Consider the following 22,922-nt stretch of genomic DNA (forward strand, 5'->3'; position numbering starts at 1 on the left):
ACCGATTGACAATTAATTTGAAAGTCTGTACTATACAATACAGTTAGCTTAGAAACTAACGATTTAAAAGTTATCTATACCAATTTAAATGAAATTTAGATAAAAAAGGATGGAATAAAATATGTGTGGAATTGTTGGAGTAACCGGTACTGACCAGAGTTTATCAATCCTGATTGAGGGGCTGAAACGGCTGGAGTACCGGGGCTACGACTCAGCAGGGGTTTATTTAAACGACCAAAAGGGTCATGATTACCTCGTTAAACGACCGGGACGGATTAGCAACCTGGAAGCAGCCTTGACGGATGATGTTCACGGTCTTTCCGGGATTGGCCATACCCGGTGGGCAACGCATGGTGAACCAAGTGAGGCGAATGCGCACCCCCAATACTCTCAGGATGACCGTTTTTACCTGGTTCACAACGGGGTAATTGAAAACTATGCCCAATTGAAGAAGGAGTACTTGGCCGGGGTTCACTTCACAAGTCAGACTGATACTGAAGTAATTGTTCAATTAGTTGATAAATTTGTTATTGAAAACAATATGTCAACTGAAGGGGCCCTTTTAAAGGTGCTGCGTTTAATCAGCTCTGACTCTTCCTACGCATTCGTGATGATTGATCGGGAGCAACCGGACACCCTATACGTTGCCAAGAACAAGTCACCATTGTTGGTCGGCTTGGCTGATGGTTACAACATGGTGGGCTCAGATGCAATGTCAATGATCAAGCAGACGAACACCTTCATGGAAATCGATGACCATGAACTGGTAATTGTTAAGCCTGACCACGTCACAATCAAGGACTTTGACGGCAACGAAAAGCACCGCGAGTCGTTTAAGGTTGACATGGATGAGAACGCCGCTGACAAGGGGACTTACCCATACTACATGCTGAAGGAAATTGATGAACAGCCGGCAGTGATGCGGAAGCTGGTTCAAAAGTACTTTGGTAAGGATGGGCAACCGCAAATTGACGAAAAGCTGCTGAAGTCAATGGCCGATGCCGACCACTTATACATTGTGGGTGCCGGAACTAGTTACCACGCTGGTTTAGTTGGTGCCCGGATTTTTGAACGGCTCTGTGGGGTCCCAACTAGTGTTCACATTTCTTCGGAATTTGCCTACGAACAGCCATTGCTGTCCAAGAAGCCATTCTTCATTTTCCTGAGCCAGAGTGGTGAAACCGCAGATAGCCGGCAGGTACTGGTGAACGTGAATAAGAACAACTGGCCAAGTCTGACGATTACCAACGTTGATAAGTCAACTCTTTCTCGTGAAGCGACCTTCACTGAATTGCTCTATGCCGGTCCGGAAATTGCCGTTGCCTCAACGAAGGCCTACACAGCACAAATCGCCGTTGAAGCAATTCTGGCCAAGGCTCTGGGTGAATACCTGGGCAAGCAACCAGCCAAGGACTTTGACGTTAAGCACCAGCTCGGGCTAGTTGCCAACGGGATGCAAGCTATTACCGATAGTAAGAAGAAGATTGAAGAGGTGGCCGCGCGTTACCTTTCGAAGCCGCGGAATGCCTTCTATATAGGTCGGGGAATTGACTGGAGCGTCTCTTTGGAAGCAGCGCTGAAGCTGAAGGAAATTTCCTATGTTCAAGCAGAAGGCTTCGCATCCGGTGAACTGAAGCACGGGACAATTGCCCTGATTGAAAAGAATACACCGGTCATCGGTATCATCACCCAAGACCGGACGGCTGGTTTGACCCGGAGTAACCTGGACGAAACTAAGGCCCGGGGGGCAAGTACGATCACCATCGTTTCCCGGCACCTGGCCCAAGAAGATGACACGATTGTCTTGGCGGATGTTGATGAATACTTGACACCATTGCTCAGTGTACTTCCGGCACAACTGCTAGCTTATTACACCAGTCTGGGGAAGGGATTGGATGTGGATAAGCCGCGGAACCTTGCTAAGTCAGTTACTGTTCAATAAGATAAATAGTCGCGATGGTCACCGTCGACCGTTGCGGCTTTTTTAATTCCCAAAATTGACATTTTTGAAATTTTGTATTGACTTATATCGATGAAACCGCTATCATAATAATTGCAAGGTATTAAGTATTTACCTTCTAATCAATTCTCTTTCTCTCTTATGCCAATCACCGTCATTGCGACGGTGATTTTTTGGTTTTAAATCGTTATAATTAACAAGGTAGAGAAGGGAGAAGAATACTTTGGAAAAGCAACACGAAGTTTTAACATTAATTGAAGAGATTACCCGTAACGACGGGAGTACCTATTATGAAATTGGTAATATGGTCCATAATGGACGGGCTGAATTAGCAGCGGAACGCGGCTTCATTAAGGAGGTCCGCATCCTTCAATTGAATATCCCTCATTCACGAAATGTCGCTAAGTACGAGGACTACATCAATAGCCATTATAAGATGCAGGACGAGTCGATGGACCACTGGGAAGAATGGAAGCGAACACCCGAGATGGACAAGGTGGTTGCTGATATCTTGAAAGAAAATCACATCGGTTAGGATGATTGATAAAGGCTTAATGGGGCACCAGTAGCCGAAAAGAGAAGGTGGGGGCCCTTAAATTATTGAATAAAGCAGGAAAGGGGAAATTTTTTGCCTTTTCTGGCCTTATTTTTTATGAAGGGGCTATACACCAGGCATTTCAGCCAGTATAATTTTGTGAGGATTACAAAAAGTGGGGGTTGTTGAAATGAGATTAGCTAGGCGTAGGCAGCGTCAATATATTACTGGCATTGATGGTCTACGTACGTTGGCGGTATTGGGGGTAATTGTTTACCACCTTTTACCAAATGTACTGCAAGGGGGCTACCTAGGGGTTCCCCTTTTTCTGTTGATATCCGGTTATTTCGTTACGTACCAGATATCCAAGCACCTAATGCAAGACGGTTTCTTTGATATTCGGGCGTTCTATAAGCGACGTTTTAAGCGCCTTTACCCAGTCTTAATTGCAATGCTGGTTTTGACAACAGCATATATTACCCTGTTTGCCCGGCCACTTTTGTACCATATTAAGGCGATTGTCCTAACTAACCTGCTGTGGGTCTATAACTGGTGGGAAATTAAAAATGGTCAGTCCTACTTTGACCAATTTGGTGGAATCTCGCCGTTTACTCACCTGTGGACACTTGGGGTGGAGGCCCAATTCTACTTATTGTGGCCACTGATTTTGATCCTGCTTTTCAGAATCCTAGGAAAGAAGAAGCGGGTGAGTCGTGTTGTCCTCTTATTGGCAATTGCCTCTGCGGTAGAGATGGCCCTCCTCTATGACCCGGGGAACATCAACCGGGTATATTACGGGACCGATACCCGGGCTTTCTCCCTCCTATTGGGATCTTGGCTGGGGCTTACCTGGCCGCTAAACCGCTTGCGTAAAAACCTAATTCAGTCTGACATAAACATGCTGAATGGGTTAGGAATTGCTTCAATTATCATCACCATCATTGGTTTCTTTACCTTGAATGGTCAGAACCCGGCGACCTACAGCGGGGGAATGTTCTTTTATAGCTTCATTGGCATGATCACTACGGCAATGATTTTGCACCCGGGAGCCAGCATGAATCGGTGGATGACCAACCCGGTATTCACCTGGGTTGGGAAGCGGTCCTACGGGATTTATGTTTATCAGTACCCGGTAATGGCCTTTTATGAACAGGCGATTCACGTTGGTGTCCACCCGATTATTAATTCATTAATCGAACTTGTGATTATCGGAGTCGTTAGTGAGCTTTCCTACCAGCTTTTGGAAAAGCCACTGGCTAACTATGATTGGACAAATATTAGACAAGATTTACATAGTATTAAGACAATCTCACTTCAAGGAGGAATTAAAATGGCTTTTAGTGTTATCGCTTTGGGAATTGCCCTCTTCGGCTTAAGTCAACCAGACCACCAGCCTGCTAAGACGGCGGTCCAGGCCCGCATCGAACATAACCACCAGCTTGCTGCTCAACATAATAAGCAGCTTGCGGAGGGGAAGAAGACGTCCACGGAAAAGTCTGGCAAGTTGGAAAAGAAGTACAACTTGACTGCCCAACAGGTCAAGGTGCTGAAGAATACTAAAGTGACGGCAATCGGTGATTCGGTAATGGCTGATGCAGCCAATAGTATCCAAGAATTAATGCCCCAGGCCTATGTTGATGCCAAGGTTGGTCGCCAGGGGTCAGAAGCACCCGCGGTAATCAGTCAATTAAAGTCCGACGGGCACCTGAATAAGAACGTGGTACTGAATTTAGGAACGAACGGGGCAATGACCAAGGAGACAGTGAATCAGATTCTTTCTGGGATTGGTTCTAACCGCCAGATCTATTGGCTGACGGCCCACGTACCGACCAAGCCATGGCAGCAAACTGTTAACCGGGAAATCAAGGCCGCGGCAAAGAAGCATAAGAATGTCCACGTGATTGACTGGTCGGCGGAAAGTAATAATCATGCGGACTGGTTTGCTGATGATAATGTTCATATGGATGAACAAGGGAATATTCATTACACGCGGATGGTTGCCAAGGCGATTTTGAATCACCAGTAAGGAGCGACGGTTGTGGTTGAGGATGAACACTTATTAGATCAGGCAATCGATCTTTACCTGACGGGGTTAAAGGGACTTGGTTCCTTTGTCTCTGAGCCCTCCGCAGCTTTTTTCTTATCTTTTGAGCAATACTTGATTTTACACAATATCGTTCACCATCCAGGAGTAAAATTGATGGACATCGCAAAGGACCGGGCGGTTACCCGCAGTGCCGTTTCCCGACAGTTGAAAGTTCTGTTGACAAACCACTACGTTATCCAAAAAAAGGATCCGGTGGACCGACGGCGACAGTCCTTAGTGGCCACGTCTGAAGGAATAAGGGTGGAAAAACAGATTACTCAGCGGATTAAAAAACGCTTTAGTAACTGGCTAACTATCTTCGGCATGAAACGGGGGGCCCAGTTATTGGACCTCCTTTCCGAATTTAACCAGCAGATTGTTCAGGCAAATACGGAGAGGGATGAATCAAAATGATTAAGATGATTGCATTAGACCTTGATAACACGTTGCTCAACAGTAATAAGGAGATTTCCCCACGAAATGAGGCGGTTTTGAAGAAGCTTCACCAGCAAGGAATCCACGTCGTCTTGTGTACGGGACGGCCAATTAACGCCATCTGGCCCTACATTGAGCAATTAGGGCTAACTGATTCGGACGATTACACGATCACCTTTAACGGGGGGCTGGTGATTAATAATCGGACGAAAGACCACCTGTATGAGATGGGAATGGATAAGCATGATTTGGCACCCTTATTACACTTTGTTAACGTTCACCATATACCACTAAATGTTTTAGACTTTGACCAGGTTTTCGAACTGAATGACTTCCCGGGCTCGATATACCGGTCGGTCCTGAAAAACATTAAGTTTAGAAACATTAAGGCGACGCAATTGCCAGAGGAGACCTTTAGTAAGGCCGTAATGGCAATTTCACCGAAAAAACTAACACCAATCATTAAGAAACTTCCGGCCGAACTGAAGAAGCATTATCACGCTGTGCAGTCACAGGCAATGATTATGGAGTTCTTGCCAATCGGCGTTAATAAGGCGGCTGGTCTTAAGGTGCTATTGAAGCACTTTGGTGATGGCTTCAGCAACCTGATGAGCTTTGGCGATGCCGATAACGACCTTGAAATGATTAAGGCGGCGCGGCAGGGCATTGTGATGGCTAATGGCTTGCCAGCGGTTAAGAAGGTTGCCACAGCGATTACCGACACGAATGATGATGACGGGGTGGCCACGTATTGTGAACGTTTCTTTGCAACACAACTGTAATATAAGCGGCAAAGAAGCAGTAAAAAAGGCAAAAATCCGCGGAATCTCAAGGATTCTTTGGATTTTTTGCCTTTTTTTAGTTTAATTTTGAAGATTTCATGAAAAAGTTAGGGTACTTGAAAAATCCAGTTCTGATGCCTTTTGACGCCTGCTCTTGAAAACAAGGAGATAGTTAATATTACAATCAAGTAACATTATATTGGCGAAATAGGGGAAAGCGAAAAGAAGCTGTTACAGACTAGTAATATTCACCGTGTACCATAAGAGCTGTTGAATGAACGAAATAAATCAGAATGATAAAGGATGGTTGTTTAGTTTATGAATACTAAGAAAAACTTTGTAAAAGCTTTTGCTACTCTTGGGGCTGTAGCCTTTGGTGTTACTTCAACAGCAGTTGTTGCTAACGCCAACATGGTTTACACCGTAAAAAGTGGTGATACCCTTTCGAGTATTTCTTACAAGTTCGCCAAGGACAACAGTTTAATTAATGAAATTGCTAAGGATAACAACTTGTCAGATATTAACCACTTGCAAGTTGGCCAAAAGTTACTGATTAAGGGTAACGGAGAAATCTCCACGATGAACACCCCAACCACGCAGGCGACCCAGACAAATGGTAGTCAACAAAACAAGAACAACACGACTGGTAACAATACTGCGGATAAGGCTAGCCAATCTAACAACCTTTCCAGTGCCGACCAAGCAGCTAAGGAATGGATTGCCCAACATGAATCTGGTGGTAGTTATACCGCCCAAAACGGTCGTTACTATGGTCGTTACCAACTTGATTTGGCTTACCTTGGCGGTGACCTTTCACCACAACACCAAGAAGAAGTCGCTCAACAATACATGCAAAACCGCTATGGCTCTTGGCAAGCTGCCCAGGCTCATTGGGAAGCCAATGGTTGGTGGTAATAGTTCTTATAAGGATTGTGCTAGACGGCGCGGTCCTTTTTGTTATGCAGTTTGGGGCTAAGTATGATATAATACTTAATGTAACGGGGATGTTTTTTGGATTCGACAGGCATAGGTCGAGTTTCAACTGCGTTTCGAAGGTTGCGTCTTCGTAAAAACGCTCAGTTTTAAATTATAACTGCAAACAATAATTCAAACGCTTACGCATACGCTGCCTAACAAGTAGCGCGCGTAGATCTACTTCGGGTTCGTCCATGATGCGAATGTAGGTTTTATATGTTAGTGGACTACGCTTCCTGCTCCCGTTTGAAGCAGTAAGAAGAGACCAATCAAACTAGCTAGCCATGGTTGGCCCTGATCAACGGCGTTTTGGTTAGTGAAGCTTAAATAGTTGAGATACGAACGTAGAGGTTGAAATGGCGATATGCTTGGACACGGGTTCGACTCCCGTCATCTCCATTTTTGGGGTTTTCAGTGCTTTTAGATTAGCGCAAAACGTTGATATAAAGGCATTTTTATTTTTGGAAAAACATTGAAAAACGTATTTTTTACCGCAAGTGTGGAAAAAGTGCGGAAAAATATTGATCTTCGCCCCAGCGTGGTGCCGTCTGTTTAGGCGGCTTTTTATTTTGCTCTGCGGAAAAGTGCGGAAAAATCATCCCCGTTTTTGTTCCAGACAAGTAGGACTATCTTTTTATGTCCTGCCCGATGTGCCCTTTTAAAGGGTGCAAAATGTGAAATTACTTTGGGTATGTCATCTTCACAAATTTAACGATCAACTATGTGGTAAAATGTTTTTCGTTTCGCCTGAATGGCAATATACCCTGTAACATAACCTTATTATCTGAAACTTGAAAGCACGAAAATAGCCCGGAGCTCTGATGAGCTCTGGGCTTTTCGTACCTAAATTAGTTTTACAACACTCTTGAAATGATATTTTGTACGTTTGATGGGATGGTGTGCATGAATTGGTCAATTTTATCTTCGATAAACTCATTACCAGAGCATTTAAGAACGGAAATTAGGTATACCAATGCGCAAATGGACGTAATATCAGGTAATGAATTCGTGAAGGAATAGAACGAATCGCCTAATGTTCTATCGTCGGTATTCAATCTTTCTTGCCATGCCAACAAGGTATATGCTAGCTCTGTTATTGCAATGTAACTTACTTGGCCATCATAACTTTGAATCTGCGATTCATCCATTGCTAAATATTGCTTTGATGCCTTGAAATATGATTCAATTTGCCATCTTCTTCCGTAAAGTTGAATGATGGTCTGTGGTTGTAATTTTGTTTGTGCGGTTGAGAGAATCAGATAATCATCATCTCGTCCTTTTTTGGAACCGTGCTTTTCAATTTTTCAAGGTACCTTTTTCGCTTAGTCAATTATTAATCAATAATTTTTATATTTCTGGCAGATTGCAAGAAATTACTTTAAGTGAACGGTTATTCGAACCTTTTCTTGATGGGGCTTAATTGTAAGCTCGGTTTGTCCATTCACTGCTTTGCAATTTATAACCGTCTTATTTTTACAGTAATTCTGACCATAGTTAACTAGCGGTAGGGTAACCTTATTAATATGATTAATATTGAGATCTGGAATCGTATAAGTTACTGAATTGTAATTGTAAGAAACGTGATTTTTTTGAAGTTTGCTTGTATGATTATTTACTTTTATATTTTTATTGTAAACAGGTATTTTATCTTTTGGATTTTTGTAAGCATCAGCTAAACTAACATTATTAAGCGCCTTGAGTGGAAGATAATCAGCATAAGTAGCAGAAGTTGCAATTGTGTTGTAACTGTGCGGATCATTAATGATAGGTCCACCATTATGATATGCATTATAACAATAAGTGATCGTAAATAAATTAATACATAGTAAAATTGTGGTTGTAAGAAATGTTCCTAATTTACTTTTTGAAAGGACAAATGAACTGCAATATGAGATGCAAAAACTAGTAACACCTAAAAATCTCCACGGAAATTGAAGAATTACTAAAGGCGTATGTTGGAAAATAAACCACGGTATAAGTTTAGTAGAGGCCAAAAGAAAGAAGAGACCAAGAAATAACATTTGGAGATTCAACTTATTAAGTTTATGAACGAAAATTAAACAAATTAAACACAGAATTAGTAATATAATACCAATGTTAACATCACATAAAGTTATCGGGGAAGCATTATTGAATGAATTTAAAAATAAAGTACTGGGAGTTAAAGCAGTGTTATTCAAAAGCCCGGTTAGGTCTGCTGGAATAATCTTTCCGGAACGACGTAATGCGAACATTTGAGTAAAAATCGGTACTGTTAAAATGATAACAATTCCTATACTAGCGGTTAGTCTTTTAATAACTTTCAATGTAATTGAATGATAATTCAGTAACAGAAAGCAAAAAATAAACATCGAAAAGATGATGACCGATAAAAAGTGACTATATGCTGTTAAAGTTATCCCTAAAGGAAATAAAAGCCAATTTTTGTGATCCTTATTTTTTAGCAAATTTACTATTCCTAAGAAAGTAACCGGTAAAAGGGCCAAAGCAATGTATGCAGCAATATCAGCACGTTGCATTATTTGCAGCATTAGATAGCCACTATTATTATAAATAATACTAAACCAGGCAGCCTGACGTTTTGATTTAGTTATGGCTTGAATACACTTGTAGGATATGACAAAAGAGATAAAAACAAAGATAAATAATACAATTAGGTATGCTTTAACAGGATTAATTAATAATCTCATTAGAGCAAACGGGTATAAAAATAGGTATGGATAAAATTTATTAACGGCTAATCCCACGTGTTGGAAGGCAAAAGAACCACTGGATGATAAAATATGACCGCTTTTAATACTTTGGGCTAATTCTTCAATTCTATTGAGATGAAAGGAAGAATCCCAACCTATAAGAATTCCAGAATGAAAACCAACAATAAAAATTGCAAAAGTGCTAAATAAAAAGTAAGCAAAACAAAATAAATCCGGATGTAATTTTATATACTTTTTCACGTAAATAGGCCTCCAAAATTTAATACAGTTCCAATTATATAATTGGCCTGAGTTCCCCTGTCAATAAAATAGACAATTTAAATAGAGACTTTTTTGTCCTATGTCACAACTAGATTTTGAATTTGAGTTTCAGTAGATAATACATGATATATACCCCCCCCGGGAGCCAAAATTTTTAAAATTACCGCTTGCACACAAGACGATTGGAATGTGTGCGCTCTTTTCAATAGCAAAGTAGGGCGGGGGAGTGTTTCATGCTAGAATATGAATGTGTATGGTAATTTGAGTAAAGGCGGCTATGCGAGGGCTGCCTTTTCTTTTTTTATGGGGCCGAAAGTGTCAGAAATCCCTTTTTAGGGTGTCTGGAATGTCGGAATCATCCCCAGCTAGTGCATAAGCTTGTAGGCCAACAACAAGGCTTTACGTTGTCGATGATAGAAGTTGCCATCTGTGATCTGGTAATGGTTCGCTGCCAACTCTGCCAGTGTCGTTTTGGTGCGGTGCCGCTTAATAAATCGTTGATCTAAGATTATCCCACTGGCCTGGTCAACCTTACCAACTGCGGTAACAATATGCTGCCGGGCTTTTAGTTCAGCTATGGCCCTTATATGTTCTAGTTGTTCCTGGTCGGTCGCTCTAGGGTCGCTATCGTCTACTCTAAGCGATATTAGTTGCCAGTCCTTGAATTGTCTTAGGTAGTCTTTAGCAATGGTGGCGGCTGCCTTTTCTCCACTTGTGGGGATGATTGACACGGGATAAACACTCCAATTACAATGAATTTGGGTTTCATCTATATTTCAAGGCGTGCTTTCCTGCGCTGTCTTTGGCCCGTTGTTAATTCAACGGGTCTTTTTTATTACTGCCACTTAATCAAGCATACCAGGACGATAGCAACTATTATCCCGGCTGTAATTATGGTGGTGGTCCAGTAGGCCACTGCTATCGAAACGTGAAAGACGATGGCCACTAAGCGATAGAACATATAATCATCAAATGAGTTAAGTAACATTCTTAATCATCCCCCAAACTATCTAAAAAGGCCATTGCTCTAAACGTTATTAGGGTAATGGCCTTTAGTTACTGTAACGAATTATCAATTAGTTCATTTAATTCTTGTTGGCCCTTTTCAATCATTTTACCTAAATCAAGACTATCCATAGCGATCACCCCCCCCAATTATTAACTACGAATCAGCAAGGGATGTAAGGTTTTGAGGGGTTCCATATAACTACGAATCATATAGCAACGTTAACATTTGTTAGCATTCGATTAACTACGATCATCCCCACACACCTGGTCATTTTGTGCAACCCTTTATTGCTAGGATTGCCGTTGTGCCAGCCTTTAGGATGCTGTGTGCATGGTTCACTTTGCATGGAACATTTATCAAAACAATTCCAGCATTTTCTACATTCCAGTGACTACAAATATCCCCGATAATGTCCAATTTTGTACAATGTTATTAGTGCTGCGTTACTGTCCTATCAACGTTTAGGCAATTCCAAACAGTTGTGAAGTGCATGTAACTAATCTGCCATTATTCCAATGTTTTTGTAGGCGGTTGTTACCTTATTGCTGTAATAGCCTGCGTAAAAGCGGCGGTGCTTCTGGTATACAAACCCCAGCAACTCCATGTTGCACTTGAATTGTCGATTAGTTAGCGGCTCCAGTCCTTGCTGATTACAGTAATCTTTGTAGTATTCGTAAGTTTGACGACAAGGGCTATATAATCGCCGATCTTTCTTCACCCGGCCCGAAAATACGAAACTAACTACCGTTTTTTCTGCCTGGTCCTTGTGGCGAACTCTGAAATGGTAATCCTTTTTACTTGCTGCCATCCACTGTGCCAGGTTTCGATTATTGAAAACATATCGTCCACGATACCAGCTCAAATTTATCAACTCCATTCTGCCATATATCGTTATTTTCCTTTGTAAGTCCGTCTAAGCAACTTTAAGTACTGAATGATAAATTATATTACTTACTAGCTAGGCGGTCTTAAACTGGCCTAATTTTTAACGTAATTAGGTATATAGAACATATGATCTATATTCTTAGTGTATCTTGCTGCTTATATAACTACAATTCCATTCCCTTTTCCAACAAATAACTACAATCATCCCCAGACTATTGTTGATATAACAACGATCTGGGGATGTTAGTTTTAAGCGATTAGTCTGGAATATAGGGATGCTCACCAATATTCAGCGCTCTAATTATCTGGGATAGCTTATCGAAACAGTTTCCAGTGACTGTTAGTTCATTGTCTGCTGCCAGTTGGTCAATTTCATTATCAATGAACTTTGAAAAGGCTTGGGTCTGTTGTAGCAGCTTGTTATAGCTGCCTACAAGCTGCCGATCACGTTCTAGTAGTGTGGGAATGCTGTGCTTGAAAATTCCCAGGTCATCAAACAGGCGCCGTTTAACAAATGGTATTTTGATGAAACCATGCTCTAGCTTTTGGCGGTTAGCATTCCACCGCCTGTCCAGTTCGTGTAATTGCTCTTGCTGATCTTGGCTTTCGTTGATCTGTACCAGGATGCGGTTCACTCTTTTAATCGTACTAAGTTTATCCATTGTCATCCTCTTTTCTTTTAGGGTGTCCAGAATGTCGGAATTGGCCTTTTAGTGTATGAAAAATCTGAATATCTTTTTATGGTGTGGTCAATGTGCCTTTAACGTGGTTCATAGTTCACCAGGTCAGCATAGGGGATGCCAGTCTGCTGCTCAAAGTAATCAGCGAACCCCTTGTTTGAATTGGCTTCATATTCTCTCACGTGTTCAAAGTTGCCACCGTGTGCCTCTACGTACTGCCGTAACAATCTGATATCAGTCGGGACTAAACACGGTGGGTAACTGTGTGAGTAACGGGCCAGGCGCTTGCTTCTATCCTCTAGTGGCGGCTCCAATATATCCAGGTCAAATGTCCCGGTGTCGGTGTAATACTCCAGGCCAGCGCCGACTGTTTCGTTGAGCTGAACATACAAAACATTGGTGTCTTTTCGTTCAGCACCGATCTTCTGCTGTAAGGAATTAAATTGTTTACTGCTCAATTGTTTAACCATGCTTACACCTGCTTTCTTTTTATAGGGTGTCCAATGTGCCTATACCGACAACAGACAATTAGTAAATGATTGTCGGCAACTATTGTCGGTAGCTCAATCCTTTGATAACACTAGCTTTTTAAGCCATTACCGACAAACAGACAATTATTTTAGGAAAAATCTCTTTTAAAGAGAAAACACGTATTTTTGGGATACTTTCTTTTATATGTAATATTACGCGTGGTGCTAGTGAAACTTTTCTAGACAATACTCCATATTAGATGCTAAAATTGCCACTTCTAACCGTTCTTGAAAGCCTGCTAAACTTCGCGCACGATTATTTTCGGCATTATAGTATTTTAATAACGAAAAGTCGGTCTCAATCGTTCGGCGAATTGCTTTTAGGATTCGTGAATTATGCTTCTTAGCGCCAGCCATGTTTTGACGAAATGGAGTCCAAAGCTCATAGCCATCACTAACTAGGTCGGTATGAAGCTGACGGCTAACATAGCCAACATCTGCTAATAAAAAGTGCTCAAGTGGCATAGTGTTTAAGATTAATTCTTCGGCGACCTTACTATCATGGACAGAAGCTTTAGTAACGATGTAGTTGAGCAAGTAACCATCACTACTAACAATCATGTGGACTTTAAACCCATAGTAATACTGTTTTTTCGTAGCGTTATAGCCAATATCAGTACTTCCCCGAAAAATCTTGGCTCGATAATTGCGAACTGGATGACAAACTGGTACTGGAAAGCTATCAATAATTAGGAATTGTCCATGTAAATCAACATCTTGGTTTAGCTTTCGCCTAATTAAACTGAGTAACGGTAGTAATTGGCGAGTGCGACGGTTGAAACGTGACCGAGAAATGGAGCTCACCAAGATCATACAAAAGCGTCGTTGCGATTCGATTCCTAACTGAGTTTGGCAAATCAGAAGGGCTATTAGGGTACTATCATCAACTTTAACTTGGTTGATGTTCGGTCGTTGAACGAGCTTTTTAGGTGCATAAAGCTTATACCAGCGATGGCAGGTACGGTTTAATTGAGCAAAATTAACTTGTAAATGATGGCAATAGTGGTTAGACTTAAGAAGGTTCAACATGATTAAGGCTCTTTTCTATTTAAGTTTTGTATCACTTAATAGTCTAACCATGTTGGGCTTTTTTTGTAAAATCAAACATACTAATGAGTACTAGCACCACGCGTATGTAATATTCCTATGTCGGTTTGTCGGTTTGTCGGTTTATACTTGTTAATTCCTTGTATATCACGGGACTATTAAAACCGACAATTTTTTAATATTAAATTATTTTGTCGGTTTTGAGCCTTATTTGTCGGTTTTGTCAAAAAGTGGTTGGCACTTATTTGGATTAACCTTGATACCGTATTTGTAATGTTGGTCTAGGTGGTCCAGCTTATCTATATCGCTATTATTCCAATAAGTAAGTGGTGCCAAGTTCTTTCTTGAATATTCCCACCCTTTATTGGCCATTAGTGGTTTGGCTCTTCTGGTAAATGTATTCTGTTTAATCTTCTGTGGATTGTTCTCAAAGTCCATAGCGGCTAGGAAAAACTTAAATAGGAATGAGACGGGAATACGAGTGCTTTCCAGCTCTGGTAAATACTCCTCGATAAAATGATCTACGCTGTCGTTGTCCTCTTTGATGTCCTTAATGATCTCCCGGCTTTCTGCGGTGTCTTGTAACACGTCTGGGGTCATGCTAAGGGCTTTTCTTAATACGAACTCTAGCAGCCGCTGGTCCTTGATGTATTCATCCTTGATGCGCTTATTGGCTGGAGTAGCTTCGTATTGATGATTGAATACGATTACCCGGAAACGCCTAAAAAGGGCGTCTGTGGTGTCACTAAAACGGGGGATGCCGTTCATAGACTGGATAATAAAGTTATTGAAACGGTAGTTAAACGGGGCTAGTCCTTTAGGATTGATGAGGACGTTCTCGCCAGTGGCCACACTTTTAAAATTCTCACTGGTGCGATTATAGTCATTAGGATTGTTATCATCCCCAATTAGTAGGGCCTTACCAGTTGCACTGGCCAGTTTGAAATCATCTTCAAACTCTTTTAGTTTCAATGAGCCGTAGTTACCAGCGCCTACCAGGTTCTCTAGCAACCGTTCAAACGTACTTTTTCCGGTGCGGCCTTGTCCACTATCTACCAGAAAAATAGCAACGTCAGTGGTTAGGTTAGGATTAACAACAGCTGAAATGGTTTGCCACAATAGCAATAACTTTTCCTGGTCATCGCCTGCAATCTGTTGAAACCACTCCGACAAGCTCCAGCCGTTGAATGATGGTTCAGTAGCGTTGGAATTAAAGCTGGTCATGATCTTGTGTCTGAATACGTATTTAGGCGAGAACGGCTCTAATTGGTGGGTATGCTGATTAAAGACACCGTTATTAACGGGAATAAGCCATTTACTGCGAGTTTCCATAAGGCGGTGGCTATCTAGGAATAAGTAGTTCATAACTTCTTTTAGTTGGCGAGTGGTTAGGGTCCGCTCCACACAAGTAGCTAGTTTTTTCAACAAGCGGTGGCTTTCTTTATATGTGCCGCTGTCTAGGTCATAAAATGAAACCTGGCCATGCTCCATTTCTTCATCATCATTGGCAATTATCCCGTAATTTAGGTGACGCTCTAATATGTCCGCTACTATACGTGGTGAGGGGTGAAATACCTTAACGTTGTCATTCTTAAATTCCTTTTTATGCTTATCTCGCCACTTTTGGCCATCGTGTTGTAATTGCTGTTCTAACTCTTTCATGGATCGCGGCGGTGTCTCCTGTTTACGTTGCTGGTCAAGGTCACGAAATAAAGCATTAATTCCTAATTTCTTTACTACTGGATTATTGGGGGCTAGTGCTTGTCTTTTCTTACTCACTTTCACAACTCCTCTTTTAAGACGCTGGCAACAATCCTACCAACTTCGGTATCATCCAACGGCGGTGTATTGAATTGGTTAGCATAGTTTAGCAATGTCCAAACGGTTTCATTCTCTGCGCCTGCGTGTATCATCTGCCCACACAAGCGAGTTAGGTAATCATTGCGACAACCCTCTGGCGCTCCTGTAACGATGTTGTCTAGCACCATTCCGGTCCATTTCTTTTTTGCCTGGTAACTAGCCTGGCGTGGTTCTCTCACGGTAGGATGGTGGTTATAAATCATCTTTAATAGGGTTTGACTTGGCTGTTTTATTGCTGCGGTAGCGTTAAGCCACCTGTACTCACCTTTTTCTGTTGTTGACGGTGGCACTAGCACGTAATTATTAGGGTGTGCCTTGATGTCAACGCCTGGCAGCAGACCAATTGCCTGCGTTAAGTGGCTGTCTGGTGGTTTCATGTAAAACATTTGATAACCACCACTTGCTGTTTTTTGTGTCCGGGTGGGCAATATAACGCCAGATGGTAACTGTTTAATGGACTTCATTCCGTCCTTGCCATGTGCTTTTTTCGTATCAATATCCACCACGAAAAAGCTGGTAGTACGTAATGCAATATTGGCGGTAGGGTATTTAGTCCAGTATTCCTTTATCTGGTCGGTAGTGAGTGCCGGGCGGCCTGCGAACTTGATTAGGGGATGTTTACCCTTCATTGGTAAAACTGAATAGCCTAATCTTGCGTATTTGAGTGCGCTCTGTAATTTATCCATTGCTGGTCATCTCCAAACTGGGGTAGTTTAATTCACCATCCATGAAAAGCTTGATGAGTGCTTCTAATTCCCTGATGATCTGTTGGTCCCGGTTAGTCACTTGTTGAATTGAAGCGAATAGGTCCCGATTTGCTGCCAGCCGTCTGGAATTATTCCGCTTGATAGGGGATGCTTGGTCCATTTCTCTTAGCATGATGTAAATTCGTGGCAACTGCGTTTCATCGCTAGTAATTAGTTGTAACTTGTAGAAAAGATTATGCTTAATTGCCAGTGCATAAGTTAAGCAATTAGCGACACGTGATAAGTCAGTCCCGGTAAAGGCTTCTACTTGTTTGGCTAGAGGATTGATAGCGTGTCCGCTGTCTGCGTCCTCCAGGTACCTTTTTAACAATCGCAAGGCGTGGATGGTTAAGTTAATATCCCACTGTTCCCAGTGGCCGTCTGGGGCTGTAAGGGTGATTAATTGCATGATTTGTCACCATCCATTTCTTTAACGCTAGAAGTGTCAATAATGTGCTTGAGCTGGTCTGCGGTGTCCTTAAAACGGCTATCGTCGATGATCTTAGCTTGACTTACTAGATCAGCCGTAAAATCACCCTTAATTATTGCGAGTATCTTGTTGCCCTTGTGGTCGTCCGCTAACATGAATTTATAATTACTATTTGTCATTGTCTTATTCCTTTCTGGGGATGTCCCCCACTGAATTGCTTCATGATAGAATAGACAAGGCGGTACATATTGCCGCTATGTCTATATTTGTGAGCCTGTTAATGCTGTTTGATGTGGTAGTTAGTCAGCGTTAACGGCTTTTTTATTTCATGAAACATAATCATCATTTACTTTCTAAAACTCAACGCCTCTGATTATTTGTGTCCGTTTTTTCAATTCAGCGATCTGTGAGGCCAGCGGTTCCAATGCTAGCTGCCGTTCCTCGTCGTTAGTGATAATGAAGTAACCGTTATGGGGCTTCCGGTATACCGCTCCGATTGGCTTGTGGTGAAGTACGATCAGACGATTGATGGTTAAGCGAATCCGGCGGCTGCTCCAACCCGTAATCTTCATAATCTCTTTCAACGGGCGTGGTCGATCAATTCCTCTTGGTAGTAGCTCCATAATTCGCTGCTCGTCCTTGTCTAAATGTTCCATCTACTCGGCCCCCTTCAATAGGTCTTTAAGCTCTGCTAGTTCCTGGATACTTTCATCAATCAAGGTGAGGGCGCTAACCTCTTGACCGTCGGTGTATGTTTTACCGGTGCCATTTAGCGTCTTGATATTGCCTTCAATGTCAGAAAGAAGCGAACTCTTTAATAACTTGTCGTCCTTACTTAGCTTCATATCGTTACCCCCTAATTAGTAAATTGAGCGACTGTGCCAATAATAAAGGCTGCTACTGGTACAAACGTTGCTAGGTAAGCCCACAAGCGGTCACTTGGTTCCGTATACCAGAAGGCCAGTATTTGATTATCAATAGTGCGTAATGCTTTCATCGTGATTAATTACCTCTCATTGCACGCTGGGGCGCTGTGCGTTAATTCTTTTACTGTTGTTGTGACTTCATCCACTGGTCAAGGGATGATTTACAGTAGTGCTTGCTGCCTTCGATTGTGATGGTGGGGAAGTTAATGTCTGCTCTTTCCCACTTGATGAGGGTACCTGGTGAAGTCCCCAGATACTTAGCAGCCTGCCGTTGGTTCATATACTCTGGCCAGTGGTTTGTTGCCTTTGTATCTGCCACCACCTGTTCAATAGCAGCCTTGACCATTGAAAAAGTGGCCCGCTCTAATTCCGGCGGTAGCTTTACTCCAATATCCATAACTTTCACCTCCAATCACGCTAAGAGCAGAACACCCTTTACTTCGTTCCACGTCTTATTTAGTCCAACTAAACCGATAGCAATATTTTCCAATTGGCTGTAACGTTCTTGTTCTTTGATAGTCAATCCATCAAGGGCCGTCTTGACGTTGCGGCTCTTTTTAATTTGCTGAGCAGTTAGGCCCGTAGCACGTTTAAGAAGTAACTGGGTCATATTGATATAGATATGTTTGGGAGCTTGCGGCCATTCTTTGATAGCGTCCGTTAATGATTTTCGTTGTGGTTTGCCGATTGCCCGGTTAATTTGACGCTGGGTTAATTCTTTCTTCATGCGGTAGAACTCACGAACCAAGTTCTTTTTGAATTGGTTTACCTGCGGTGTGTTGTCCAGGTAAGTAATCAATAAAGTAGCTTGCTGTTCGTTAAGGTGGTAAGTCTTTTGCGGCCGTCCTCGTCCGGGTAATTTAGCATTTTCAAAATGCAAAATTCCAAACTCTTCTAAATCGTTTTTGTGATTGCGGATAAGGTTCTTAACTACTTTCGATTGATTATTACTACATTCTGCGATGATCTTATCTGTGGTATACGGCTCTTCATTCAAGCCGTGCATGAAAACTAGATTGTTCATTAATAATTCATCCCCTTACTTGTCTTGTGTTGCTACTACACGATGTTCGGCCATGAACTTATCAATATCAGCTTTAGCGATGCGCTTAGATTTACCAACTTTAATGGTTGGTAAACCATCCGAAATATACTTTCGTAAAGTAGCTGGTGACTTCACGCCAATATATTTCATGGCCTGTTGGTAGCTAAAATACTCGGTCATGTTTTTCGCCCCCTTAAAAATACATTTTGTCTTTTGATTGACAGCTTTATATTAAATAATACGTTTTGTATTGTCAAGACATAATGTATTATTTTTGGTTATTTTATGTTATTCTGTAATTGTTATGAGGTATAAAGCTATGAATAGAATTAGAGAATGTCGAAAAAAGAAAAAGCTAACTCTTAAGCAATTAAGTGAAGAGCTAGCTAAAAACAATTTTAAAATATCTGCTGACGCTTTGGGAAAGTATGAGAGAGGTGATAGGGAGCCAAAAATGGGAACATGGGTAAAATTAGCTGACTTTTTTCGGGTTCCTGTAACGTACTTACAAGGTATTAGTGGAGACAGTTTATCTTTCACTGATGATTGGCCTTTAAGAATGAAAGCCGATCACTTAGAAAAATTCAATAAATTTATAGATCAGATTAACGAAGGTATAGATTCTCACGATGAAGAATATTATTCTTCAAAAGAATTTGACGATAAAACTAAAGATTCTGTAGGTTCTTTTTTGCAAAATGCTGAAAGCTTATCTCAGACTCTGTTAGCTTTTAATAAGTTAGACCAAGAAGCTTCTAAAAGTCGTAACCTTTTATTCAGTTATTTAAATGATTTTCTTACTTCTGTAAATAATAAAACTTGGGAATCTATTAATAGAAATGACGATATATCAACTAGAAATTCAAAATTAAGAAAATCTTGGCTTCAAATTTCAGTGATCGTAGCAACAATGCTGAATGTATCTAAAGATAAGTCTTTTAGAAAAGCTATGGATAATAAGGTTAAACAATTAATGAATCAAGAAAATAGCGATAATCAATAATATATTTCCTAACTCTCGGTCTATTAAGGTTAACGTGAAAAATACCAATTACGTCCAAGCGTGATCGACGTTAAAAGCTACTGGGAGGAATTATTTTGGCTAAAAAGATCAAAGACAATGAGGGAAACGTCTATAAACAAGTAACCCCAAGCAATTCTGATCGCAAGCGTACACTCGAAATTGTTATCGGGATTATTGCTATTATTCTGTCTGTTGTATGTATCGGCGGTAGCTTTGGGGCTGCCAGCGTTGCTGATGCCTTTGGTGGCGGCGGATACTATACCGCTAAAATGATGTTAGGGCTAGTTCTCGCCATAGCCGCTTTTGTTCTCGTGTTTTTTATTAATAAAAAGCGGACATTAATTGGATGGCTCATTCTCGTATTTGGGCTAATCATTCTTTTTATGTGTGGGGAATATGGCATCATTCCTGGAATAGTCTACGCAATTGATGGTGTTTTAATTTTAATTAGGAAGTAGGTTTTATTATGGCTAAAAAGATGGTTGATAAAGATGGAAATACATATGTACAAGTAAAGCCCTGGTATAAGCGCTGGTGGGTTTGGGTACTCGTTGTAATTTTAATATTTGTTATTGGATCAGCAGCTGGTAGTGACGATTCTTCAAGTTCATCCAGTAGTTCAAGTGCCACAAGCAAACCAGTAAAGAATACAGCCAAAGAGGTAACGCTAGGTGCAGGAACCTATAAAGTAGGTCAAGACATCAAGCCTGGTCGGTATGTTGTTACGGCAACAAACGGTAGCGGTAATTTTACTAACAAGTCTGGAAGTATCAACGTAATCTTAGGTACTTCAGAAGATGATGACGCTGGGCAGATTACCTCATATACTACCGACCTTCACAAGGGCGAAACCATTAAGCTAGAAGGTATCCAGTCAGCTGATTTCAAGCCAACGTCAAAGCCTAAATATCAAACTACTTTGTCTGCTGGTTCATGGAAGGTTGGTCAAGATATTAAGCCTGGCCGATATGAAATCAAAGCTATGCAAGGTAGCGGTAATTTAACAACTTCTGATGGTGATGTTAACGAAATTCTTGGTACTGAATCCGATTCAGACTCTGGACAAGTTACCCATGTTACCGCTAATCTCTCAAACGGCCAGACGTTAAATACCGACCTTCAGCAAATTAAACTCATTAAGAAATAAGGTTCGGAAATTGCCCCAAATAAATTACCAACCGCTGATAAATCTAAGGTGTCGATAGTTTGACCAACCATCGCAATTCACGACGGTATTATATGGGAACCCATCTCCGCCTTTGAAATGCTACCAGAATACCAACCAGCTCAAAATTGCGCTCGTTAACTTTTCCCCACTTCTGGGGATGCTATTCATATCATGGACCGAACCGGGTACACGTCCGGCCTGGTCCGCTCATAAGCAATTGAGGAGAATCCAAAATTGGATCCTCGTCAATTAAATCCCCCTCTCATTGCCACGCTGGGGAGCTGTGCGAATGAAAAGGGGTTATCTTATGAGTTATGTAAGGAAAGCTAAAAAAGGATACTACGGCGTTGCGGTATATCGTGACGAGAACGGGAAGCGGCGGCAAAAATCTGCCGGGTGCTTTAAGTTAAAACGTGAAGCGGTATCTGCTGCCGTTACTCTGGAAAAGAAGCTTAATGCAATCAATCAACCGTTAAAAGATATATCACTAGCTGATTATTACCAGCGCTGGTATGAAGCTTACAAACAGAACGGGCTTTCTGGTATTTCTAAAAGTCGATATGAAATTTTCCACAAGGTAATCAGTAACTATTTTGGTGATAATAAGTTGCGGGCCATTCGTCGTTCTGATTATCAGCAATTCATTAATGAGTACGGGACCAAGCACGCAATGTCCAGTGTTTCTAAGTTAAATGGTGCCATTCGTTCCTGTGTGGGCTATGCGATTGATGATGATGTAATAACGAAAGACTTTACCCACAACGTCAAATTGGTTAATAACAAGGAACGGGAATATAAAGTAGAGTATCTTACCAATGATGAGCTAGTAACTCTTAAAACTGCTATAGTTGGCAAGCTTAATCGTTACAATACCAGCCGTTATATGATCTTGACCGCTATTTACACGGGAATGCGAAAGAGTGAAATACAAGCGCTCACATGGAAAGATATAGACTTTCTCCATGCTACGATCAGCATAAGTAAATCGTGGGACGAAAAGAAAAAAGCTTTCAAATCAACTAAAACTGAATCAAGTAAACGGACGATCAAGGTCAATCGTGAGTTGCTCAATCACTTAGCTGATCTAAAAGCTAATCAATCGGTTATGGTATTTCAGAATGTACTGGGGACCATCCCCACAAGTAACGCTCTGAATAAATGTTTACGTTCTATTATGGCTTCATGTAAGCTAAAAAAGCAAGGCTTCCATTTTCACTCACTGCGCCACGTTCATGTTGCCTACCTATTAGGTAAGGGCGTAGATATTTATGCCATATCGAAAAGGCTGGGGCATTCAAATATCACGGTTACGTTGAAAACTTATTCCTATTTAATAGAGGAATATAAGGCAAAAAATGACACGCTTATTATCGACAAATTAGCGGAATTATGAGTAATGCGGAAAAAGTGCGGAAAAAAGTACCATAAAGCCCGGTATATAAGGGTCGTGTATGGTCGTCATCTCCATAATTGGGTTGCGTTGAGTAGTAAGCAACTTCAAAACGTCGGTATAGTAGACTTTCAGAAAATACAACTTTCAATTAAATGTTGTATAGAAAGTAAATATTGCTTGGGCGTGGCCATCATGACAAAATGTGATGGTTTTTTTTATTTTAAATTTTGCGATAATAAAAAGTGCACTGGCTACCACCAATGCACAAGCTCAATATGAAAGGACTGACCCTTTTTGGCGACGTTCTTTGTTGCACTTGGCTGGTGGTGTATTGCAGTACACCAGAACAAGAGCGCTACCGTTAAGCTATCAGCCTAATTGTTGAATATAATATATTTTACGATTGACTATATTATAGCATGGTTTAGCGA

The 22,922-nt window shown here is 41.3% G+C and carries 28 protein-coding genes and 1 other RNA gene; 11 read left to right on the plus strand and 18 right to left on the minus strand.

Annotated elements, in window-relative coordinates:
* The first annotated feature begins 121 nt into the window (after positions 1-121).
* The 7 genes from glmS (at position 122) to ssrA (ending at position 7,175) form a co-directional block, all read left to right on the plus strand.
* Positions 122-1,942, plus strand: coding sequence for a glutamine--fructose-6-phosphate transaminase (isomerizing) (gene glmS, locus KZE55_RS02960; RefSeq protein WP_222259163.1), 1,821 nt, complete (start codon positions 122-124; stop codon positions 1,940-1,942).
* Between the two features lie 241 nt (positions 1,943-2,183).
* A complete protein-coding gene (locus KZE55_RS02965; protein ID WP_222259165.1) occupies positions 2,184-2,495 on the plus strand; it encodes a hypothetical protein in 312 nt (103 codons plus the stop codon).
* A 190-nt stretch (positions 2,496-2,685) separates the two neighbouring features.
* Positions 2,686-4,521, plus strand: a complete 1,836-nt coding sequence (locus KZE55_RS02970; RefSeq protein WP_222259167.1) for an acyltransferase family protein — start codon at positions 2,686-2,688, stop codon at positions 4,519-4,521.
* A 12-nt stretch (positions 4,522-4,533) separates the two neighbouring features.
* Positions 4,534-4,995, plus strand: a complete 462-nt coding sequence (locus tag KZE55_RS02975) for a MarR family winged helix-turn-helix transcriptional regulator (protein ID WP_222259169.1) — start codon at positions 4,534-4,536, stop codon at positions 4,993-4,995.
* A complete protein-coding gene (locus KZE55_RS02980; protein WP_222259171.1) occupies positions 4,992-5,798 on the plus strand; it encodes a Cof-type HAD-IIB family hydrolase in 807 nt (268 codons plus the stop codon). Before KZE55_RS02975 ends, KZE55_RS02980 begins: the two co-directional genes overlap by 4 nt.
* A 318-nt stretch (positions 5,799-6,116) precedes the next feature.
* A complete protein-coding gene (apf, locus tag KZE55_RS02985) occupies positions 6,117-6,713 on the plus strand; it encodes an aggregation-promoting factor (protein WP_222259173.1) in 597 nt (198 codons plus the stop codon).
* 85 nt (positions 6,714-6,798) lie between these two features.
* Positions 6,799-7,175, plus strand: a transfer-messenger RNA (tmRNA) gene (ssrA, locus tag KZE55_RS02990).
* Between the two features lie 452 nt (positions 7,176-7,627).
* Here ssrA and KZE55_RS02995 read toward each other — a convergent pair.
* The 18 genes from KZE55_RS02995 to KZE55_RS03080 form a co-directional block, all read right to left on the minus strand.
* Positions 7,628-8,074 carry a transposase gene (locus KZE55_RS02995; RefSeq protein ID WP_222259874.1) on the minus strand — a complete coding sequence of 149 codons (447 nt, stop codon included), beginning with the start codon at positions 8,072-8,074 and terminating at the stop codon, positions 7,628-7,630.
* A 72-nt stretch (positions 8,075-8,146) separates the two neighbouring features.
* A complete protein-coding gene (locus KZE55_RS03000) occupies positions 8,147-9,727 on the minus strand; it encodes a glycosyltransferase family protein (RefSeq protein ID WP_222259175.1) in 1,581 nt (526 codons plus the stop codon).
* Positions 9,728-10,113: 386 nt separating this feature from the next.
* Entirely contained in the window at positions 10,114-10,479 is a 366-nt protein-coding gene (locus tag KZE55_RS03005) for a hypothetical protein (protein WP_222259177.1), read from the minus strand.
* Between the two features lie 104 nt (positions 10,480-10,583).
* Complete coding sequence (locus KZE55_RS03010) at positions 10,584-10,736, minus strand: hypothetical protein (protein ID WP_222259179.1); 153 nt, start codon at positions 10,734-10,736, stop codon at positions 10,584-10,586.
* 517 nt (positions 10,737-11,253) lie between these two features.
* Positions 11,254-11,619: a hypothetical protein gene (locus KZE55_RS03015; RefSeq protein ID WP_222259181.1), complete on the minus strand. Its 366-nt coding sequence runs from the start codon at positions 11,617-11,619 to the stop codon at positions 11,254-11,256.
* A 280-nt stretch (positions 11,620-11,899) separates the two neighbouring features.
* Positions 11,900-12,304: a hypothetical protein gene (locus KZE55_RS03020; protein WP_222259183.1), complete on the minus strand. Its 405-nt coding sequence runs from the start codon at positions 12,302-12,304 to the stop codon at positions 11,900-11,902.
* 98 nt (positions 12,305-12,402) lie between these two features.
* Positions 12,403-12,792 (minus strand): hypothetical protein, encoded by a 390-nt coding sequence (locus tag KZE55_RS03025; protein WP_222259185.1) that lies wholly within the window; start codon positions 12,790-12,792, stop codon positions 12,403-12,405.
* Between the two features lie 225 nt (positions 12,793-13,017).
* Entirely contained in the window at positions 13,018-13,878 is an 861-nt protein-coding gene (locus tag KZE55_RS03030; RefSeq protein WP_222259876.1) for an IS982 family transposase, read from the minus strand.
* 228 nt (positions 13,879-14,106) lie between these two features.
* Positions 14,107-15,678 carry a DNA primase family protein gene (locus KZE55_RS03035; RefSeq protein ID WP_261313298.1) on the minus strand — a complete coding sequence of 524 codons (1,572 nt, stop codon included), beginning with the start codon at positions 15,676-15,678 and terminating at the stop codon, positions 14,107-14,109.
* Positions 15,679-15,680: 2 nt separating this feature from the next.
* Complete coding sequence (locus tag KZE55_RS03040; RefSeq protein ID WP_222259187.1) at positions 15,681-16,445, minus strand: bifunctional DNA primase/polymerase; 765 nt, start codon at positions 16,443-16,445, stop codon at positions 15,681-15,683.
* A complete protein-coding gene (locus KZE55_RS03045) occupies positions 16,438-16,914 on the minus strand; it encodes a hypothetical protein (RefSeq protein ID WP_222259189.1) in 477 nt (158 codons plus the stop codon). The genes KZE55_RS03040 and KZE55_RS03045 overlap by 8 nt, the downstream gene beginning before the upstream one ends.
* A complete protein-coding gene (locus tag KZE55_RS03050; RefSeq protein ID WP_222259191.1) occupies positions 16,905-17,114 on the minus strand; it encodes a hypothetical protein in 210 nt (69 codons plus the stop codon). The genes KZE55_RS03045 and KZE55_RS03050 overlap by 10 nt, the downstream gene beginning before the upstream one ends.
* Positions 17,115-17,288: 174 nt before the next feature.
* A complete protein-coding gene (locus KZE55_RS03055) occupies positions 17,289-17,591 on the minus strand; it encodes a hypothetical protein (protein WP_057739619.1) in 303 nt (100 codons plus the stop codon).
* Positions 17,592-17,780: a hypothetical protein gene (locus KZE55_RS03060; RefSeq protein ID WP_222259193.1), complete on the minus strand. Its 189-nt coding sequence runs from the start codon at positions 17,778-17,780 to the stop codon at positions 17,592-17,594.
* 11 nt (positions 17,781-17,791) lie between these two features.
* Positions 17,792-17,932, minus strand: coding sequence for a hypothetical protein (locus KZE55_RS03065; protein ID WP_222259195.1), 141 nt, complete (start codon positions 17,930-17,932; stop codon positions 17,792-17,794).
* Between the two features lie 50 nt (positions 17,933-17,982).
* Positions 17,983-18,258 (minus strand): helix-turn-helix domain-containing protein, encoded by a 276-nt coding sequence (locus tag KZE55_RS03070; protein WP_222259197.1) that lies wholly within the window; start codon positions 18,256-18,258, stop codon positions 17,983-17,985.
* Between the two features lie 15 nt (positions 18,259-18,273).
* Positions 18,274-18,885, minus strand: a complete 612-nt coding sequence (locus KZE55_RS03075) for a Rha family transcriptional regulator (protein WP_222259199.1) — start codon at positions 18,883-18,885, stop codon at positions 18,274-18,276.
* A 15-nt stretch (positions 18,886-18,900) separates the two neighbouring features.
* Positions 18,901-19,086: a helix-turn-helix domain-containing protein gene (locus KZE55_RS03080; RefSeq protein WP_222259201.1), complete on the minus strand. Its 186-nt coding sequence runs from the start codon at positions 19,084-19,086 to the stop codon at positions 18,901-18,903.
* Positions 19,087-19,225: 139 nt separating this feature from the next.
* On the opposite strand from KZE55_RS03080, the gene KZE55_RS03085 reads away from it, so the two are divergent.
* The 4 genes from KZE55_RS03085 (at position 19,226) to KZE55_RS03100 (ending at position 22,491) form a co-directional block, all read left to right on the plus strand.
* On the plus strand, positions 19,226-19,909 hold the full coding sequence (locus tag KZE55_RS03085) for a helix-turn-helix domain-containing protein (protein ID WP_222259203.1): 684 nt from the start codon (positions 19,226-19,228) through the stop codon (positions 19,907-19,909).
* 95 nt (positions 19,910-20,004) lie between these two features.
* On the plus strand, positions 20,005-20,388 hold the full coding sequence (locus tag KZE55_RS03090; RefSeq protein ID WP_222259205.1) for a hypothetical protein: 384 nt from the start codon (positions 20,005-20,007) through the stop codon (positions 20,386-20,388).
* An 8-nt stretch (positions 20,389-20,396) separates the two neighbouring features.
* Positions 20,397-21,077, plus strand: a complete 681-nt coding sequence (locus KZE55_RS03095) for a hypothetical protein (RefSeq protein ID WP_222259207.1) — start codon at positions 20,397-20,399, stop codon at positions 21,075-21,077.
* A gap of 328 nt (positions 21,078-21,405) precedes the next feature.
* Positions 21,406-22,491 (plus strand): tyrosine-type recombinase/integrase, encoded by a 1,086-nt coding sequence (locus KZE55_RS03100; protein WP_222259880.1) that lies wholly within the window; start codon positions 21,406-21,408, stop codon positions 22,489-22,491.
* Positions 22,492-22,922: the final 431 nt, after the last annotated feature.

The sequence above is a fragment of the Limosilactobacillus panis genome (assembly GCF_019797825.1).
GTDB classification, from domain to species: Bacteria; Bacillota; Bacilli; order Lactobacillales; family Lactobacillaceae; genus Limosilactobacillus; species Limosilactobacillus panis_A.

Coding starts and splice junctions, on each gene's coding strand:
- glmS (WP_222259163.1), top strand. CDS start 122: ATGTGTGGAATTGTTGGAGTAACCGGTACTGACCAGAGTTTATCAATC.
- KZE55_RS02970 (WP_222259167.1), top strand. CDS start 2,686: ATGAGATTAGCTAGGCGTAGGCAGCGTCAATATATTACTGGCATTGAT.
- KZE55_RS02980 (WP_222259171.1), top strand. CDS start 4,992: ATGATTAAGATGATTGCATTAGACCTTGATAACACGTTGCTCAACAGT.
- apf (WP_222259173.1), top strand. CDS start 6,117: ATGAATACTAAGAAAAACTTTGTAAAAGCTTTTGCTACTCTTGGGGCT.
- KZE55_RS03010 (WP_222259179.1), bottom strand. CDS start 10,736: ATGTTACTTAACTCATTTGATGATTATATGTTCTATCGCTTAGTGGCC.
- KZE55_RS03020 (WP_222259183.1), bottom strand. CDS start 12,304: ATGGATAAACTTAGTACGATTAAAAGAGTGAACCGCATCCTGGTACAG.
- KZE55_RS03025 (WP_222259185.1), bottom strand. CDS start 12,792: ATGGTTAAACAATTGAGCAGTAAACAATTTAATTCCTTACAGCAGAAG.
- KZE55_RS03040 (WP_222259187.1), bottom strand. CDS start 16,445: ATGGATAAATTACAGAGCGCACTCAAATACGCAAGATTAGGCTATTCA.
- KZE55_RS03045 (WP_222259189.1), bottom strand. CDS start 16,914: ATGCAATTAATCACCCTTACAGCCCCAGACGGCCACTGGGAACAGTGG.
- KZE55_RS03050 (WP_222259191.1), bottom strand. CDS start 17,114: ATGACAAATAGTAATTATAAATTCATGTTAGCGGACGACCACAAGGGC.
- KZE55_RS03055 (WP_057739619.1), bottom strand. CDS start 17,591: ATGGAACATTTAGACAAGGACGAGCAGCGAATTATGGAGCTACTACCA.
- KZE55_RS03060 (WP_222259193.1), bottom strand. CDS start 17,780: ATGAAGCTAAGTAAGGACGACAAGTTATTAAAGAGTTCGCTTCTTTCT.
- KZE55_RS03065 (WP_222259195.1), bottom strand. CDS start 17,932: ATGAAAGCATTACGCACTATTGATAATCAAATACTGGCCTTCTGGTAT.
- KZE55_RS03070 (WP_222259197.1), bottom strand. CDS start 18,258: ATGGATATTGGAGTAAAGCTACCGCCGGAATTAGAGCGGGCCACTTTT.
- KZE55_RS03075 (WP_222259199.1), bottom strand. CDS start 18,885: ATGAACAATCTAGTTTTCATGCACGGCTTGAATGAAGAGCCGTATACC.
- KZE55_RS03080 (WP_222259201.1), bottom strand. CDS start 19,086: ATGACCGAGTATTTTAGCTACCAACAGGCCATGAAATATATTGGCGTG.
- KZE55_RS03085 (WP_222259203.1), top strand. CDS start 19,226: ATGAATAGAATTAGAGAATGTCGAAAAAAGAAAAAGCTAACTCTTAAG.
- KZE55_RS03095 (WP_222259207.1), top strand. CDS start 20,397: ATGGCTAAAAAGATGGTTGATAAAGATGGAAATACATATGTACAAGTA.
- KZE55_RS03100 (WP_222259880.1), top strand. CDS start 21,406: ATGAGTTATGTAAGGAAAGCTAAAAAAGGATACTACGGCGTTGCGGTA.